The sequence below is a fragment of the Nonomuraea sp. NPDC049646 genome, assembly GCF_044465525.1.
GTDB lineage: Bacteria > Actinomycetota > Actinomycetes > Streptosporangiales > Streptosporangiaceae > Nonomuraea.
Map to the genome: position 1 here is coordinate 113,811 of NZ_JBITLU010000019.1, position 15,018 is coordinate 128,828.

The 15,018-nt window shown below is 73.3% G+C and carries 13 protein-coding genes; 9 read left to right on the forward strand and 4 right to left on the reverse strand.

The annotated features are described in order from the left end of the window. Positions 1-65 precede the first annotated feature (65 nt). Positions 66-1,694, forward strand: a complete 1,629-nt coding sequence (pgm, locus tag ACIBQ8_RS41490) for a phosphoglucomutase (alpha-D-glucose-1,6-bisphosphate-dependent) (protein WP_397194770.1) — start codon at positions 66-68, stop codon at positions 1,692-1,694. 55 nt (positions 1,695-1,749) lie between these two features. Here the strand turns inward: pgm and ACIBQ8_RS41495 are convergent, their stop codons facing one another. Together ACIBQ8_RS41495 and ACIBQ8_RS41500 are read right to left on the reverse strand one after the other, a co-directional pair. After that, positions 1,750-2,448, reverse strand: coding sequence for a DUF2786 domain-containing protein (locus tag ACIBQ8_RS41495; RefSeq protein ID WP_397194771.1), 699 nt, complete (start codon positions 2,446-2,448; stop codon positions 1,750-1,752). 11 nt (positions 2,449-2,459) lie between these two features. Next, entirely contained in the window at positions 2,460-3,695 is a 1,236-nt protein-coding gene (locus ACIBQ8_RS41500; protein WP_397194772.1) for a hypothetical protein, read from the reverse strand. A gap of 372 nt (positions 3,696-4,067) precedes the next feature. Between ACIBQ8_RS41500 and ACIBQ8_RS41505 the strand changes: the two genes are divergently transcribed. From ACIBQ8_RS41505 to ACIBQ8_RS41515, 3 genes are read left to right on the forward strand one after another with little or no spacing between them, the layout of a single operon-like run. After that, a complete protein-coding gene (locus tag ACIBQ8_RS41505; protein ID WP_352322574.1) occupies positions 4,068-5,237 on the forward strand; it encodes a cytochrome P450 in 1,170 nt (389 codons plus the stop codon). 18 nt (positions 5,238-5,255) lie between these two features. After that, complete coding sequence (locus tag ACIBQ8_RS41510) at positions 5,256-6,014, forward strand: HAD family hydrolase (RefSeq protein ID WP_397175301.1); 759 nt, start codon at positions 5,256-5,258, stop codon at positions 6,012-6,014. Continuing rightward, positions 6,011-6,280, forward strand: a complete 270-nt coding sequence (locus ACIBQ8_RS41515; RefSeq protein ID WP_397194773.1) for a DUF4031 domain-containing protein — start codon at positions 6,011-6,013, stop codon at positions 6,278-6,280. The genes ACIBQ8_RS41510 and ACIBQ8_RS41515 overlap by 4 nt, the downstream gene beginning before the upstream one ends. Here the strand turns inward: ACIBQ8_RS41515 and ACIBQ8_RS41520 are convergent. Continuing rightward, complete coding sequence (locus ACIBQ8_RS41520) at positions 6,277-6,924, reverse strand: metal-dependent phosphohydrolase (RefSeq protein ID WP_397175299.1); 648 nt, start codon at positions 6,922-6,924, stop codon at positions 6,277-6,279. The genes ACIBQ8_RS41515 and ACIBQ8_RS41520 overlap by 4 nt on opposite strands. Before the next feature lie 132 nt (positions 6,925-7,056). Here ACIBQ8_RS41520 and ACIBQ8_RS41525 point away from each other — a divergent pair, with 132 nt between their 5' ends. Further along, a complete protein-coding gene (locus ACIBQ8_RS41525; protein ID WP_397175298.1) occupies positions 7,057-7,476 on the forward strand; it encodes a hypothetical protein in 420 nt (139 codons plus the stop codon). A gap of 247 nt (positions 7,477-7,723) precedes the next feature. Beyond that, positions 7,724-8,977, forward strand: coding sequence for a hypothetical protein (locus tag ACIBQ8_RS41530; protein ID WP_397194775.1), 1,254 nt, complete (start codon positions 7,724-7,726; stop codon positions 8,975-8,977). 3 nt (positions 8,978-8,980) lie between these two features. Here the strand turns inward: ACIBQ8_RS41530 and ACIBQ8_RS41535 are convergent, their stop codons facing one another. Further along, positions 8,981-9,547 (reverse strand): RNA polymerase sigma factor, encoded by a 567-nt coding sequence (locus ACIBQ8_RS41535; RefSeq protein WP_397175294.1) that lies wholly within the window; start codon positions 9,545-9,547, stop codon positions 8,981-8,983. Between the two features lie 188 nt (positions 9,548-9,735). On the opposite strand from ACIBQ8_RS41535, the gene ACIBQ8_RS41540 reads away from it, so the two are divergent. The 3 genes from ACIBQ8_RS41540 to ACIBQ8_RS41550 are packed head-to-tail and all read left to right on the forward strand — an operon-like array spanning position 9,736 to position 15,009. Then, positions 9,736-10,452: a Crp/Fnr family transcriptional regulator gene (locus ACIBQ8_RS41540; protein ID WP_364340948.1), complete on the forward strand. Its 717-nt coding sequence runs from the start codon at positions 9,736-9,738 to the stop codon at positions 10,450-10,452. Between the two features lie 22 nt (positions 10,453-10,474). Next, complete coding sequence (locus tag ACIBQ8_RS41545) at positions 10,475-11,794, forward strand: oxygenase MpaB family protein (RefSeq protein ID WP_397175292.1); 1,320 nt, start codon at positions 10,475-10,477, stop codon at positions 11,792-11,794. Beyond that, positions 11,791-15,009, forward strand: coding sequence for an ATP-binding protein (locus ACIBQ8_RS41550; protein WP_397194776.1), 3,219 nt, complete (start codon positions 11,791-11,793; stop codon positions 15,007-15,009). Before ACIBQ8_RS41545 ends, ACIBQ8_RS41550 begins: the two co-directional genes overlap by 4 nt. Positions 15,010-15,018 lie beyond the last annotated feature (9 nt).

A 15,018-nucleotide genomic window follows, 5' to 3' on the forward strand; every position in this document is an offset into this window, starting at 1 on the left:
TGTATCTTCCCACGCCGCCGGGCGCGCTCACCCGTACGAAGGGGGCGAATTTGTAAAGTGGCCTCATGACGCACGATCGCGCAGGACAGCCCGCCCAGCCCGCCGACCTGGTCGACGTCGCCCGGCTGGTGACCTCCTACTACGCCCTGCACCCCGACCCCGCCGAGGTGGCGCAGCGGGTGGCGTTCGGCACGTCGGGCCACCGCGGGTCCTCGCTGCGGACGGCCTTCAACGAGGACCACATCCTGGCCACCAGCCAGGCCATCTGCGAGTACCGCGCCTCCCAGGGCACCGACGGCCCGCTGTTCCTGGGCATCGACACGCACGCGCTGTCCGAGCCCGCCCGCGTGTCGGCGCTGGAGGTGCTCGCGGCCAACGGGGTGGAGGTGCTGATCGACTCCCGCGACGGCTACACGCCGACCCCCGCCGTCTCGCACGCCGTCCTGCGGCACAACCGGGGCCGCACGTCCGGGCTGGCCGACGGCGTGGTGGTGACGCCGTCGCACAACCCGCCCTCCGACGGCGGCTTCAAGTACAACCCGCCGCACGGCGGCCCCGCGGACACCGACGCCACCTCCTGGATCCAGGACCGCGCCAACCAACTGCTGGCCGACGGCATGAAGGGCGTGTCCAGGATCTCCTACGCCAAGGCCCTCGACGCGGCCGGCCGCTACGACTTCCTCGGCGCGTACGTCGACGACCTGCCGTCCGTGGTCGACCTCGACGCGATCAGGTCGGCCGGGGTGCGCATCGGGGCCGATCCGCTGGGCGGGGCGAGCGTGGCGTACTGGGGCGAGATCGCCGAGCGCCACCGCCTCGACCTGACCGTGGTCAACCCGCTGGTCGATCCCACCTGGCGGTTCATGACGCTCGACTGGGACGGCAAGATCCGCATGGACTGCTCGTCGCCGTACGCCATGGCGTCGCTCATCGCGCAGCGGGACAGGTACGACATCGCCACCGGCAACGACGCCGACGCCGACCGCCACGGCGTCGTCACCCCCGACGGCCTGATGAACCCCAACCACTACCTGGCCGTCGCCATCTCCTACCTGTACGCCCACCGCGAGGGCTGGCCCGCCGCGGCCGGGGTCGGCAAGACGATGGTGAGCAGCGGCGTCATCGACCGGGTCGCCGCCTCGCTCGGGCGGCGTCTGTACGAGGTGCCGGTCGGTTTCAAGTGGTTCGTCCCCGGGCTGCTCGACGGGTCGCTCGGGTTCGGCGGCGAGGAGAGCGCGGGGGCCTCGTTCCTGCGGCGCGACGGCTCCCCCTGGTCCACCGACAAGGACGGGCTCATCCTCGCCCTGCTGGCCTCGGAGATCCTGGCGGTGACCGGCGAGTCGCCGAGCGCGCACTACCGCCGCCTGACCGAGCGGTTCGGCGAGCCCGCCTACGCCCGGGTCGACGCGCCCGCCACCCGCGAGGAGAAGGCGGTGCTGGCCAAGCTGTCGGCCGACCAGGTGACGGCGTCGTCGCTGGCCGGCGAGCCGATCACGGCGGTGCAGACCGCGGCCCCCGGCAACGGCGCGGCGCTCGGCGGGGTGAAGGTCTCGACCGAGAACGCCTGGTTCGCCGCCCGCCCGTCGGGCACCGAGGACGTCTACAAGATCTACGCCGAGTCCTTCAAGGGCCCCGACCACCTGGCCAAGGTCCAGGAGGAGGCCCGCTCGCTGGTCTCGTCCGCCTTGAGCTGAGCCGCCGGGCGGCTGGTCCTGGCGGCTCGCGGGGGTCGGCCGTCGAGCGGGCGGCTCAGCGGGGCAGTTCGCGGGCGGTGGCGGCGGGCATGCCGGTGCGGCCGAGGTCGGCGTGCCGGCCCGCCAGCACGCCCGCGCGGTAGCCCGTGCCGCTGGTCGTCGGGACGGACATGCGGATGCGCGGATACCGCGCGGCCACCGCCAGGTCGACCTCGGCCCGGCGGTCGGCCAGCACCAGCGCGGTGCCGGCCCCGGCGGCCTCGGCCTCGGTCGCGGCCCGCGACTCGGCCTCGCGCAGCAGCCGGTACACCTCGTCGGTGAACCCCAGCAGCCACGAGCGCCGGTAGGCCCGCGCGGCGGCGAGCTCGCCCGGCGGCCGTACGCGGGCCAGGCCGGAGGCCATCTGCAGCAGCAGCGACGTGGCCAGCACGTCGGCGCGTTCGAGGTCGGCGGCGAAGCCGAACACGTGCACCCGCTGGCCGCCGTCGCCGCGGCCGATCAGCAGCGGACGGCAGCGCACGGCCTGGGCGACCAGGCTGACCAGGCGGGCCTTCTCCCTGGCCCACGGGGCGGGCAGGGTGACGATCCGGTCGCCGGGGGTCTGGCGGGTGCCGGGCGGCGGGAGGGTGTCGATGCCGTACTTGGCCATCAGGGCGGAGGCGGCCGCCAGGAAGGTGGCCCGCTCGTGCTCGTTGTCCGTGCGTTCGGCCTTGGCCAGGAGTTTCCTGACGCGTTCGAGCGTGCGCTCCCGCAACCGAGCTCCCCCTACTTGGCCAGCACCCGCCCGTCGTCGGCGATGGCCGGGAAGGCGCCGGTGTCGACGATGCCGTGCTGCTGGTACAGAGCCTCGATCAGGGCGTGCGCCTGCGGCTCCAGCTTCCACAGGGCACGATACTCGCGCGCGGTGGCCAGCGAGATGCCGATCTCCTGGGCGATGTCCACCGAGCGCGGCACGATGCGCTTGGCGATCTGCCGGTCCCAGAACTCGCGGGCGGCCCTGATCTGGGCGGCGCGCTGGGCGGTGTCGACGACCTGGGGGGTGGCGTCGAACACCTCGACGTCCTCGTCCTCGTCCTCGACGAGTTCGGCCAGCGCGGGCGGCAGCGCCGGGCGGGCGGGCACGGGACGGTGGTCGGCCTCGGGCTCCCACGGCACCCGCGGGTCGGCGTCGATGAGGGCGTTGGTGTTGTACAGGGCGGCGATCTGGGCCAGCAGCGCCTCCTGGCGCGACTGGTCGACGGCCAGCCCGGTGTGCTCGACGGCCTGGTCCATGGCCTTGTCGAGCTTGGCCAGCGCGCCGCGCATCTTGCGCTCGGAGGCGCCGCCGTCGCGCAGCGCCTTGGCGCGCTTGGCGGCCAGGGCGACGCGGGTGAGCCGGCGGTGGGCGTCGACCTCGGAGGCGGTGCGGTCGCTGACCTCGGCCAGGCCCATGCGGACGAGCAGGCGTTCGGGGGTCAGGCGCCAGTTGATGCGGCCGGTGCCGCGGATGCGGTGGCGTTCGATGGCCATGCCGCGTTCCCAGAGCCAGGCGGCGACGAGCGGGGCGGCCAGGCGGAAGACGGCCTCGGGGAGGCTTCGGGCGTCCATGCTGGACAGGACGGCGGTCAGGCAGGTCAGCGCCCAGACCGCGATGCCGTCGATGCCGGCGGAGAAGTTCTCCCGCATGTTGCGGCGGGCGCGGACGGCCGAGGTGATGATGGCGACCTCGATGAAGGCGAACAGCAGCAGCCGGAGCGGTCCGTCCAGGCCCAGCACGTCTCCGGAGAAGCGCCACATGCCCTGGGCGGACACGCCGGTGGCGATGGAGGCGGCGACGACGGTGAGCACGTCCTCGACGGGACGGGGGGCGACGTAGCGGGCGAATAACCAGGTGCCCGCCTTCCAGGCCATCCGGAGCACCAGGAACGCCAGCACGAGCCCGGCCAGGCCCAGCAGGGCGATGACGGCGGTGGCGAACGGCTTCTCGGCGACGAAGGCTGCTATTTCCTCAAATGTCGGCATCAGTCACTATCCGCGAGGCTCAACTCCAGCTTGTCTTGCGACGAGATCATCGCAGACTGTCGCCCCCTTGTACGCCAAACGCCACCGATTTCCCCTGTCTCCCACCGGTTCCTGTGACACACGCCGTACCAGAAGGGGGTTGTGGCTAGTCGGCGGCCCGCGACCCGGCGCACAATGAGGCGCACCCCGGCCTTCCCGCACAGGTGGCCGGGCGGGCGGCCAGATGGACGATCGGGCGGGCGACCAGGTGGGACGTGAGAGTGAGCGGCAATTTCGTCCTTTCGGAGGGCAACAGCCGCCTGTCCGGATGGGACCATCTACCGAGGGATTTATCCCAACATAGTGCGATGTATCCCAGCAGGACGGATATCCATGTCTGACTCAGAGTTCCCCTTCGTCCAGTTCATGCGCGAGGACTTCGACCCGGTCGCCGAGCTCGGCCGCATCCGGGCCGAGCACGCCGTCTTCCCCATGAAGATCCCCGGCGACCAGACCGTGCACCTGGTCACGCGCTGGGAGGACGTACGCGGTGTGCTCGGCGACCACGAGCGGTTCAGCAACGACTTCGCCGGCATCTCCGGCCTGGGCTCCAACCAGGAGGACCCGGGCGGCCTCGGCTTCCGCGACCCGCCCGAGCACACGCGGCTGCGCAAGTACCTGACCCCCGAGTTCACCATGCGCCGCCTGCGCCGGCTGGAGCCGCGCATCGAGGCGATGGTCGAGGAGCACCTGGACCGCATCGAGGCCAAGGGCCCGCCCGCGGACCTGGTCGAGGACTTCGCGCTGCCGATCCCGTCGCTGGTGGTGTGCGAGCTGCTCGGCGTCCCGTACGAGGAGCGCGCCGACTTCGTCAGGATCAGCAAGGACCGGTTCGACCTGTCGGCCGGGCCGGAGGCGTCCCTGCAGGCGATCAACGACGCGATGGCGTACCTGGTGGACCTGGTCGCCCGCGAGCGGCGCGACCCCGGCGAGGGCCTGCTCGGCCAGCTCCTGCGCGAGCACGGCGACGACCTCGACGACCGCACGCTGGCCAGCATGTCCGACGGCCTGCTCACCGGCGGGCACGACACCAGCACCAGCATGCTCGCCCTCGGCGCGCTCTGGCTCATGCGCCACCCCGAGCAGGCCGCCAAGGTGCGCGAGGTGGACGGCTACGTCAACGACGTCGTCGAGGAGCTGCTGCGCTACATGACGGTCGTCCAGGTGGCCTTCCCGCGCTTCGCCCGCGAGGACCTGGAGCTGCACGGCGTGCCGATCAAGAAGGGTGAGATGGTGCTGTGCTCGCTGACCGGCGCCAACCGCGACCCCTCGCTGGGCCCGGACATGGACGAGGTGCGCCCCGGCCGCGAGACCGCGCGCTCGCACCTGGCCTTCGGCCACGGCATCCACCGCTGCATCGGCGCGCCGCTCGCGCAGATGGAGATGCGCATCGCCTTCCCCGCCCTGCTGCGCCGCTTCCCGGACCTGCACGTCTCGGGCGAGGTGCCGTTCAGGGAGCTGGCCATCGTGTACGGGGTCAAGGAGCTACCCGTCGCCTGGTAGAGCGGTTACGTTCACAGTGTGAACGAGCCCGTCATCGATCTGGCCTCGATCGGCGCCGTCGTGTTCGACATCGACGGCGTGGTCACCGACACCGCCCGGGTGCACGCGGCCGCCTGGAAACACGTCTTCGACGCCTTCCTGCGCGGCCGCTGCGACCCGTTCGACGTGCGCGACGACTACCTCCGGCACGTCGACGGCCGGCCGCGGCTCGACGGCGTGCGCACCTTCCTCGCCGCGCGCGGCCTCACCGTGCCCGAGGGCGGCCCCGACGACGAGCCCGGCGCGCCCACCGTGCACGGGCTCGGCCTGGCCAAGGACCACATCTTCATCGCGCAGGTGGACAAGTACGGCGTGGCCGCCTTCCCCGCCACCGTGGCCCTGCTGCACGAGCTGCGCCACCGGGGCGCCCGCACGGCCGCCGTCTCGGCCAGCCTGCACGGCCGCCGGCTGGTCGCCGCCGCGGGCGTGGCGCACCTGTTCGACCTCATCGTGGACGGCGGCGACGCGGCCCTGATGAACCTGCCGGGCAAGCCGGACCCCGCCCTGTTCCTGGAGGCCGTGCGCCGCCTGGCGCTGCCCGCCGGACGGGCCGCCGTGGTGGACGCGGCGCTGCCCGGCGTCCAGGCGGGCGGCAAGGGCGGCTTCGGGCTGGTGGTGGCGGTCACCCGGGACGGTCCGGGCGACGCCGCCGCGCTGGCCGGGCACGGCGCGCACGTCGTGGTGCCCGATCTGGGCGAGCTCGGCGTGCGCGGCAGGGTCCTACCCTTTAAGGCGTGACGGTGCTGATCGATCCCCCCGACTGGCCGGGGCCGCGCGGCCTGATGTGGTCGCACCTGGTGAGCGACAGCTCGCTGGAGGAGCTCCACGCGTTCGCGGCCCGGCTCGGGGTGCCGGGCCGGGCCTTCGACCGCGACCACTACGACGTCCCCGAGACCGTGCACGCGCGGGCGGTGTCGCTGGGCGCCGAGCCGGTCAGCTCGCGCGAGCTGCTGCGCCGCCTGATCGCCGCCGGTCTGCGCCGCCGCAAGCGCCGCGACCCCTAGCCTTCCGCCAGACGGGCCAGCTCGGCGGTCATGTTGGCGCGGGCGGCCTCCTCCCACAGCTCGCGGGCCCGGTCCGTACGGTAGAGCCGCGGCGCGGCCAGCAGCCTGCGCAGCACCTGGGCACGGCCCTGCCGGAACAGGTCGTCGGGCACGTGCGCGTACTCGCGGCGGATGCCGGCGGCGTAGGCGTCGTAGCCGGGGCGGCCCAGCACGGCCAGGTCGGCGTCGCACAGCACGGCCCCGTCGCGGTCGCCGGCGGCCACCGTGTCGTGGGCGGCGGTCAGGCGGACCAGCCGGGCGGTCGCGGCGACCCGGCCGGGCGGCACCCCGCAGCGCGGCAGGCGCGCCTGGGCGAGCTGGGCGCTGCGCTCCTCGTCCCAGCCGGGCCTGCCGTCGTAGACGGCGTCGTGGAACCAGGCGGCCAGGCGCACGGCGGCGGGGTCGGCGGCCTCCCCGGCCAGGTCGTCGACGGCGGCCAGCACGGCGGCGAGGTGGGCCAGGGTGTGGTAGCGGCGGTGGGGCTCGGCCCAGCGGGCGATCAGCTCGGCGCCGACGGCCGGCGCGGCCGGGGAGCCGCCCGCGAGGGCGAGCCACCCGGCGGCGAGCCGGGCCCTCGACGCGGGGTCCGGGGGGTCGTGGAGCACGCCTCCACCGTAGTCGCCGGGGCGGTACGTCCCGGCGTTGTGTCCTTGAATACACCCGGTATTTACCCGGCTGTCCCACCGCTCTGCCTGTCCGTACGGGGACCTGGTTCCCCCCGGAAAGGAGACAGCGACATGGCGACCGGTGAGTTCCAGGTGATGAAGGTTCCGGCCGAGCAGCTGACCGGCGTGCTGCACGGGCAGGTTGTCGACCCGGGCGCGCAGCCCACGAACGTCGTCAGATGCGGCGAGGGCTGGACCGTTGACGTGACCTGGGAGGTGGCCGGCGAGCTGGTCGACTGGCTCGCGGGACGGTGGCACGTGGAGATCATCGCCGACCTGTTGGGAGGCGGTGAGACCCGTCATCCCTCGCCTCCCGTGGAGATGACGTTCACCCCTGGCTCGGGACGGTACACCGCGTCGGTCCCGATGCGCGGCCAGCTCGGCCCGGGCACCTATGACCTGGTGGTCAACCTCACCACGACGACGGCCGCCGGCTCCGCGGGGGCGCTCGGCGGCTTCGTCGTGATCAGCAAGATATCGGTGCGGGAATAGCCGGCCGCCGCCCCGGGCCCCTCCCGGGGCGGCGGGCACGCCGCAGGGGCTCGGATCGCCCTGCAACCACACCGCAAGTCACCCGCCCTACGCTCCGGGCGGCGGTCACGGGGAAAGCGAGACCGCCGCCCTGTATCTCACGTCACCGGACGCGCTCTGACCCGGTGAGGATCGACGGTCCCAGGGGGGACCACTGACGGGAGACCTCATGTCCGAAGTGGAACAAGCGCTTGCGCCAGGCGCTCCGATGACGGCGGACGACGTGCTGCGCATCGCCGCCTGCAAGGACAGGAACCCTGCGCTTGAGGCCATGGTCATCGCCCATGGCTACCACCGCGTCGCCGGGGACCTCGCCCAGCGGCTGGGCCAGGACGCGACAAACTGGTACTGCTACGCCAAATGGACCTCCAAGGCGGTCGCCGAGAGCCTCGACCTGACTCCGGGCTCGCCCTTCCTGACCGGTTTCGGCGACCGGCTGCACGTGCCCGCCCGCCTGCGCCGCGTGTTCCGCGCCATGTTGCTGACCCTGCTCGGCCCCAGCTACCAGCTCGGGCTGGCGCTGGCCAACCGGGCGATCTTCCTGGAGACCGCGAGCCTGGCGGCCAACCTGTGGAACGGCACGCCCGACTGCTACGTCAAGGTGAGCCCGGAGTCGGAGAACACGCCGATGCCGCCGGAGTTCCTGTCCGGGCTGCTGGAGGAGGCCGACGAGCGCTACCTGCGGGACGCCGCCCTGCTGCTGCGGCAGGCGCACGCGGCCACCGACCCGGACGAGCGGGCCGAGCTGATGTTCGGGGCGAGCGTGGCGCTGTCGGCGTACGAGCAGAAGCGCGCGCAGAAGGCTCTGGAGCTGGTGCTGTACCGGCCGGTGCGGTGGCTGACCCGGATGTCGTGGCGGTCGCTGCGCTCGCTGGTGACCCGGCGGCCCTACCCCCGCTTCCCGCTGTTCAGCGCCCGGCACGAGGACCAGCCGTGGCTGACGCGCGTGCTGGAGGCCAAGTGGTCCTCGCTCTACACCCGTCACCTGTTCGCCGTGCGCACGCCGCTCAGCGACGTCAGGGTCGGCCGGCCGCTGGCCCCGCCGCCGGGCGTGGACATGGCGCTCGCCTGGCGGCCGATCAGGAACGAGAAGGTGCGCAAGCTCGCCGAGGAGTTCATCCCGGACGACGTCGAGCAGGCCACGGCCGGGGTGACCGACTGGGTGTCCTACCCCGACCGCATGCGCTTCATCGTCGGCTACTTCCGCACCTACCAGCGGGTGGGCGCGCTCTACGACCCGCCGTTCGGGCCGGAGCTCACCGCGGCCCTGGAGGCGGAGACGGCCCGCGGCACGCTGCCGGAGCCGGTCCCCGAGGCGCCGCGAGCCGACCGGCTGCTCCCCGGGATGCGGCGCAAGGTCTACGCCTTCCCCGAGGAGACCGATCCCGACGCCTACGAGATGGCGCGCTTCGACTTCGAGCCCTTCCTGGAGGCGATCCCTCTTGACCGGTCAGGAAACTAGGACTCAGTCCAGAAAGTCCCTGGTGATCTCGCGGTCCTGCAAGAGCCCGCGCAGCCTGGCGAAGCAGCGGGCGCGGGTGGGGCCGATGCTGCCGACCGGCCGGCCCAGCCGGCGGGCGACGTCCACGTAGTGCGGCTCGGAGGTTTCCGTGAGTGCTCGAAACAGCACGCGCTGGGCCGCGGGCAGCTCCTCGACCAGCTCCTCCAGCGTGCCGGCCAGCCAGATCCTGGCCAGTTCCCTGTCCACGTCGTCCGTGCTGCCGAGCGTGTCGAGGTCGGGCGTGCAGATCTCCCGGGTGCGCCTGGTCAGCTTCAGGCACTCGCGGAAGGCGATCGTGGCCAGCCAGCCGGGCATGCGCTGGGGGTCCTCGACGCTCTTGAGGTTCTGCCAGGCCAGCAACCAGGTGGTCTGGAGCACGTCCTGGGCGTCCTCGTGGCCGAGCCGGAAGCGCCGGATCCTCGACCGCAGCATCGGGGTGAACTCCTCGACCAGCCGCTCCCATGCCTGGGCGTCGCCTGCCTGGGCGTCCGACACGAGGCCGGCGGTGTCGCGGCGCTCCAACGTATCCAACTGCATCATCGTCTCCCCGCCGGCCGGGGTCCTCGGGGGTCAACCTCGTTCGACCGGCCCCCCAACGGTGCTCCCGGCGGCCTTCGCGCACTGTCGCGGACGACACAGTGCGGGTGTGGCGCTCGTCACATTCGGGAGATCGCTTACCACTTACTGCCCGATCGGCGTTCGCGTCCTAAAGTTCTTCCATGAGCGCCAGCAGCGGGGCGGTTCCACACGACGTCCAGGCGGTCGCCGCCGTGCTGGCGGAGGTTCCGCTGTTCCGCGTGCTCGGACCGGACGGCATCACGAGCACCGTGCGCGCCGGGGTGGCCCGCAGATACCGCAACGGGCAGATCATCCTGCACCAGGGCGATCCGGGCGAATCCCTGTACGTGCTGCTCGACGGCCTGGTGAAGGTCGTCTTCACCACCGAGCACGGCGACGAGATCGTGCTCAACATGCTGGGCCGCGCGGAGACCTTCGGCGAGATGGCGCTGCTGGACGACTCGCCGCGGTCGGCGTCGATCATCGCCGTGCGCCCCTGCTGGATCTTCGCCCTTCCCAGGGCGCGGCTGCTGGAGCTGATGCGCGAGCATCCCGGGCTCGCCGACGAGTTCCTGCGCATGCTCGGGCAGATGGTGCGCAGGCTCACCGGGCAGGCCGCCGACCTGGCCTTCCTCGACCTGGGCGGACGCCTGGCCAAGCTGCTGCTGCAACTGTCGGTCAAGCGCGGCCAGACCCAGGGCCCGGTCGTGGACATGCCGGGGCTGACCCAGTCGGACCTGGCCGCGCTGATCGGCGCGTCCCGTCCGGCGGTCAACCGGGCCCTGCAGTCGCTCGCCGCCCGCGGCCTCATCGCCATGAAGGGGCGGACCATCACGTTGCTGGACGTCGAGGCGCTGCGCAAACGCGGGGGCCTCTGACCGGATCTGGAGTACGGCGAACATGAACGAGCACGACAACGCCCCCGCCGAGCGCTGGCCGGCGGAACGGTTCCGGCAGTTACGGCAGCAGGCCGACCCGGACATCGACAAGATCGTGGCCGGCTACCTGGAGACCAGGCCCGAAGGGGAGAACGCCCTGTCCCTGCTGCGCGCGGTCGTGGTGGAGCTCGGCCGGGCCAAGCGGGAGGCGCGGGCGCCCTCGGGCGAGACCGGCCCCTCGGCCATCTTCGACGCCATCGACTTCGACAAGGACCTGCCCGAGTGGGGCGGCGACGCCGAGCTGCTGGCCCGCGGCCAGGCCGTCTTCTCCGACTACGGGCTGTACCAGTCGGTCGCGCTGTTCTGCAAGTGCCTCCCCATGGCCTACGTCGAGATCTCCAGCGCCAAGGTGCTGGCCGGGGTGTCCGACCTGGCCACCCACAGCCTCACCCGCCGGGTCGCCGAGACCGGCCAGATGCTGGTGGACGTCATGGGCCTGAAGGCCACCGACAGCCTGCGGCCGGGCCGTCCCGGGCACACGACGGCGATCGGGCTGCGCATCCTGCACTCGTTCGTGCGCGCGCTGGCCACCGAGCACTTCGGCGACGACTGGGACACCGCCAGGTTCGGCCCGCCGGTCAACCAGGAACTGCTGCTGGCCACCATCTTCGACTTCTCGGTCGTCACGTGGGAGGCTCTGGAGAGCATGGGGGTGCGCCTCAGCGACGACGACAAGGCCGCCCACCTGTACACGTGGAGCGTCTTCGGCCACCTCATGGGCGTCGAGGCGTGCCGCGACCGGCCGCTCACCCTCGACGACGTGCCGCCGGTCAGCGAACGGCTCGGCCGCCTGTACGAGTCGAGCGAAGAGGGCCGCAGGCTGATGGCCGTGCTGCTGGCGGAGATGGAGGAGTTCATGCACCTGGGCTGGCGCAAGCTGCCGCGCAGCCTGGTGCACTGGGTCTTCCGCGACGCCCGCTACAACGCCGCCCAGGTCCCGGCGCTGCTCGACGTGCCGCCCCCGGCGTGGTGGTTCAACGCGCTGTTCGCCGCGGCCAGGGCCGGCAACCGGTACGGCCGCCTGATGGGCCCGGTCGACGCGGTGGTGCGCTGGCTGGTGCGCCGGGCGGGCAAGCACATCGTCATCGCCATGATCGACCGCTACTCGGGCGGCCACGCCGCCTTCCAGATCCCCGAGGAGCTGGCCGCCCAGTGGCGCGTCCGGCAGTCGAAGGCCGCGCGCCGCACGCGCCGGCTGCGCCACAGCGTGCGCAAGGGCGTCCGCAAGGGCGTGGGCAAGGCCGCCAGGGCGCCCGTGCGGAAGGAGGGACCACCCGCGTGAGCACCCCGCACGAGCCGGGCACGCTGACCACGGCCACCATCCTGTTCACCGACGTGGTCAGCTCCACAGCCATGCGGATCAGGCTCGGCGAGGAACGCGCCAACGTCGTCTTCCGCCGGCTCTACCAGCTCCTGCACTCGGTGGTGACGGCCAGCGGCTCGACGTTCACCAAGAGCCTGGGTGACGGGCTGATGGCGGTGTTCGGCTCGGCCACGGCCGGGCTCGACGCGGTCATCGCCGTCGAGCAGGCCGTCGCGGCCGAGAACGAGCGGGCGCTGGAGAAGATCTCGATCAGGGCCGCGCTGGCGGCGGGCGACGTGTGCTGGGGCGTCGACGACGTCAGCGGGCTGCCCACGGTCGAGGCGGCCCGCCTGGTCGCGGTGGCCGAGGGCGGCCAGGTGCTCTGCACCGACCTGGTGCGCCGCCTGGCCCAGGGCCGCAGCCGGCACGAGTTCAAAGACCTGGGCCGGCTGCCGGGCAAGGGCCTGCGGGAGCCGATGCACGCCTACGAGCTCCACTGGCAGAGCGCCGACAACCAGCACGCCGGCGGCCTGGCGCCCTGGCTGGACAGCGGGCACGTGCTGCCGTTCGTCGGCCGGGACGAGGAGCTGCGGGCGCTGGAGGAGGAGCTGGGGGCGGCCGAGTTCGGCAGCGGGCTGGTGATCCTCCAGGGCGATCCGGGGGTCGGCAAGACCCGGCTGGCCTCGGTCGTGGCGCGGCGGGCGCTCAAGCGGCAGTTCACCGTGCTGGCGGGGCGGTGCACCGATCCGGCGCGGCAGGCGTACGAGCCGATCGCCGGGGCGGTCGAGCGGCTGGCCCGCACCTCGCCGGCGCTGCTGCTGCGGGCCGGGGTCGACCAGCAGTGCGGGCAGCTCGTCCGGCTGGCGCCCTCGCTGGCCGCTCCCCCGCTGTCGCTGGCCGTGCCGCCCGCCACCGAGCCGGTCTCCGAGCGCTACCACCTGATGGCCGCGGCCCGCACGCTCATCGAGCGCCTGGCCACCGTGCGGCCGGTGCTGCTGGTGATCGACGACCTGCAGTGGGCGACGCTGGAGTCGCTGCAGATGCTGCACTCCCTGATGTGGGACGCCGACTCGCTGCCGCTGCTGATCCTGGCCACCTCGCGCCCGGTGCCCGTCGAGTCGGCGATGCCCGAGCTGCACAAGCTGACCGCCGACGGGCGCCTGGTGCAGGTCTCCTCCTTCGGCATGGACGAGGTCAGCCGGGCCCTGTCGGAGGTGCGCAGCGACGGCGACCCCGAGCTGCTGTACCGGATCACCGGCGGGAACGCGTTCCTGGTCACCGAGGTGGCCAGGGAGCTGGCCGCGGGCGCCGACCTCGACGCGCTGACCGTCCCCGACTCGGTCACCCGCATGGTCCGGGCGCGCCTGGCCCAGCTCCACCCCGACGCCCGCGACCTGGTCAGCCTGCTGGCCGTGGGCGAGCGCATGGAGTCGGCCGCGCTGCGCCTGGGCCTCGGCCTGGACGAGGCGCGCTTCGTGGCCGCCGTCGAGGAGGCCATGGGCGCGGGCCTGGTGACCATGGCCGACGGCGGCCAGTGCCAGTTCTCCCACGAGCTGACCCGCACCGCCCTGTACGCCACGCTGTCGGCCCCCCGCGCCGGGCTGCTGCACGGCCGGGTCGCCGACGCCCTGTGCCAGGCCGACCCGCAGGCCATGGAGTCGCGCCCGTACGTCGTGGCCACCCACCTGCTGGCCGCCGCCGAGCACGGCCGCGACCCGCGCCGGACGGCCGAGGCCGCCGAGGCGGGCGTGCAGGCGGCCCGCCACGCGCTGGCCGGGCTGGCCCACCGCGAGGCGGTCACCTGGTACCAGCGGGTGCTCGGCCTGCTGGCCGACTTCCCCGGCGCCTCCCCGGAACGGCGCGCCGAGCTGCTGATGGACTGCGGCCGGGCGATGTGGATGGCCGGGCACCCGGAGGCGCGGGAGACCCTGCACCAGGCCGCCGAGCTGGCCAGGGAGTGCGGCCGCGACGACCTGATCGTGGTGGCCGCGCTCGGCGGCGACCGCGGCTTCTCCAGCATCTCCGCCGCCCCCGACCAGCGCCGCATCGCGCTGCTGACCGAGGCCCGCAAGCTGGTCGACTCCACCGACCTCAGCACCCGGGCGCTGCTGGCCGCCCTGCTCGCCTCCGAGCTGATCTGGGCGCCCGACGGCGAGCGGCGCTTCGCGCTGAGCGACGAGGCGGTGGCGCTGGCCCGCAAGTCGGGCGACCCGCGCACGCTGGCCAGCGTGCTCGGCATGCGCAGCCTGACGATCATCCCGGCCGACCCGCTGCACCAGCGTCACCGCGACGGCGACGAGATGCTGGAGGCGGCCCGCCGCACGGGCGACGACCTGGCGCTGTTCCACGCCTACGTGCAGCGCACCCCGCCGGTGCTGGACAGCGGCGACACCGCGCGCGCCGCGACGCTGCTCGACCAGGCCGACGAGCTGGCCCGCCGGCTGGCCCAGCCGCAGCTCAACTGGCTGATCGGCTACTCCAGGGCGGGCCTGACGCTCATGCAGGGCGACCTGGGCCAGGCCGAGACCGAGGCGCTGTCGGCCATGCGGCTCGGCACCGAGATCGGCCGCCGCCTGGAGGCCGTGGCCATCTACTCCGAGCAGATCTCCGAGATCCGCCGTCTGCAGGGCCGGTTGTGGGAGCTGCGCGACCGGCTGCGCCGCGCCGCCCAGGCGCCCCGGGTCGATCCGGTGCACGCCGTGCTGCGCTACCTGTGCGAGATGGGCGACGAGGAGGCCGGGCCGCTGCTCGACCGCATCCTGGCCGACCGCGGCGGCGTGCCGCCGCGCAACATGGCCCACCGGCCCGCCCTGGACAACCTGGCCGTGGCCGCGGCGCGGCTGCGCCGTCCCGAGCTGGCCGAGCGGCTGTACGCGTCGCTGGCCGCCGACGGCGAGACGTTCGGCCACGGCACGGTCGCCCACCACTGCGGCCACCACTACCTGGCCCACCTGTGCGTGACGATGGGCGACCCGGCGCGGGCGAGCGAGCACTTCGAGGCCGCCGCCGAGGTGCACGAGCGCAGCGGGGTGCCGCTCATGCTGGCCGAGTCGCTGCTCGACTGGGCCGACCTGCTCGACACCGCCGACGTCGGCGGCCCCCGGCCGGCCGCGCTGCGCGAGTGGTGCGCCTCCCTGCTGGCGGGCCGCGGCGCGCTGCTGCTCGACCGCCGGCTGCCCGCGCACCCCGTTTAACCTGCGGCG